We start from the raw sequence: 1,371 nt of genomic DNA, 5'->3' as shown, positions 1-1,371 counted from the left end.
CATCACCATCACCACCAGCAGCAACCGCACCCCGCGTCACCACCACCAACCGACCCACACCACCCCCACCCTCACCCAACAACCACCCACGCACGTGGTCCAGGACCTCGGCGACCGTGTGCCCCTCGGAGTGGTACAGCTCGAACTCGGAGTTCTCCTGTGTGTCCGGGGTGCCTGCGGCGGTGGTGGGCACCTTGACCCAGTTGATACGGAACAGCGAGTTCTGCCGGCTGTCGGGGACGTCGAACTGCTCGGCCGGAACCGAACGCAGCGACAGGGCGTCGACCGAGGCCACCGGTTCACCGGTCGGTGCGGTGAGCTGGAGGGCGACGGCATCGCTGCCGGCACGATCCATACGCACCCTGAGCGTGCGCGCGCCGGTGGCGTGGAGGCTCACGCCTGCCCAGGAGAAGGGCAGCAGCACATGGCCGGGCTCCGCCACCGTCTGCGCGATACCGCTCAGCGAAATGGTGTGCAGCGCGGCGTCGAGCAGCGCGGGATGCAGACCGAGGCGGGTGTTGTCCGCGCCTTCCGGCAGGCTGACCTCCGCGTACACGGTCTCGCCGAGCCGCCAGGCCGCGGTGAGGCCCTGGAAGACGGGACCGTAGTTGTAGCCCAGCTCGGCGAGTTCGGCGTATCGCCCGTCGACGGGAAGGGAAACGGCACCTTCGGGCGGCCAGACGGCCGAGCTCCTGACCGTAGACGCGTCGGGCGAGGGTGCGCCGGCGGTGAGTGTTCCCGTCGCGTGGCAGGTCCAGTCCGATTCGGCGGCCGGTGCGCTGTCGTGGTGGTCCCGCCGCGCGTGCACGGAAAGGGTGCGGTGCCCGGCGCCGTCGGGGGCCCCCACGGATATCTGGATGGTCACGCTTCCGGACTGCGGGACGACCAGCGGGCTACGCAGCGTGAGCTCACCGATGCGTCCGCAGCCGACGTGGTCGCCGGCCCGGATCGCCATCTCGACGAAACCCGTGCCCGGCATCAGTACGGTCTCGCCGACGGCGTGGTCGGCCAGCCACGGGTGCGACTGGAGCGAGATCCTGCCGGTCAGGACGGCCCCGTCCCCGTCGGCAAGTGCGAGGGCCGCGCCCAGCAGAGAGTGGTTGGCCGCCTCCAGACCGAGTCCTGTCGCATCGGCCGGTCCCTCGGCGCTCTCCAGCCAGTAGCGGTCGCGCTGGAACGCGTACGTGGGCAGATCGACGTACCGGCCGACCGGGTGCCCGAGCACCTGGCTCCAGTCGACCTGGGCACCTGCGGTGTGGGCTGCGCCGAGGGCGATGAGCAGGCGGTCCCGTCCGCCGTCGTCGCGGCGCAGGGTGCCCAGTGCGGTGCCGGGGGCTCCGGCGTCCTCGATGGTCTCCTGGATGCCGACGG

At 71.2% G+C, this 1,371-nt stretch carries 1 protein-coding gene; it reads right to left on the bottom strand.

The genetic code is table 11. The annotated features are described in order from the left end of the window. Positions 1-1,371: polyketide synthase dehydratase domain-containing protein (locus ACGFU7_RS48160; RefSeq protein ID WP_393705154.1), on the bottom strand; the 1,371-nt coding region annotated here is incomplete at both ends.

It is taken from the genome of Streptomyces sp. NPDC048473 (genome assembly GCF_043200155.1).
In the GTDB taxonomy this organism is placed as follows: Bacteria; Actinomycetota; Actinomycetes; order Streptomycetales; family Streptomycetaceae; genus Streptomyces.
The sequence above is the reverse complement of the archived record's forward strand: the minus strand, read 5'-3'. Positions and strand labels throughout refer to the sequence as shown.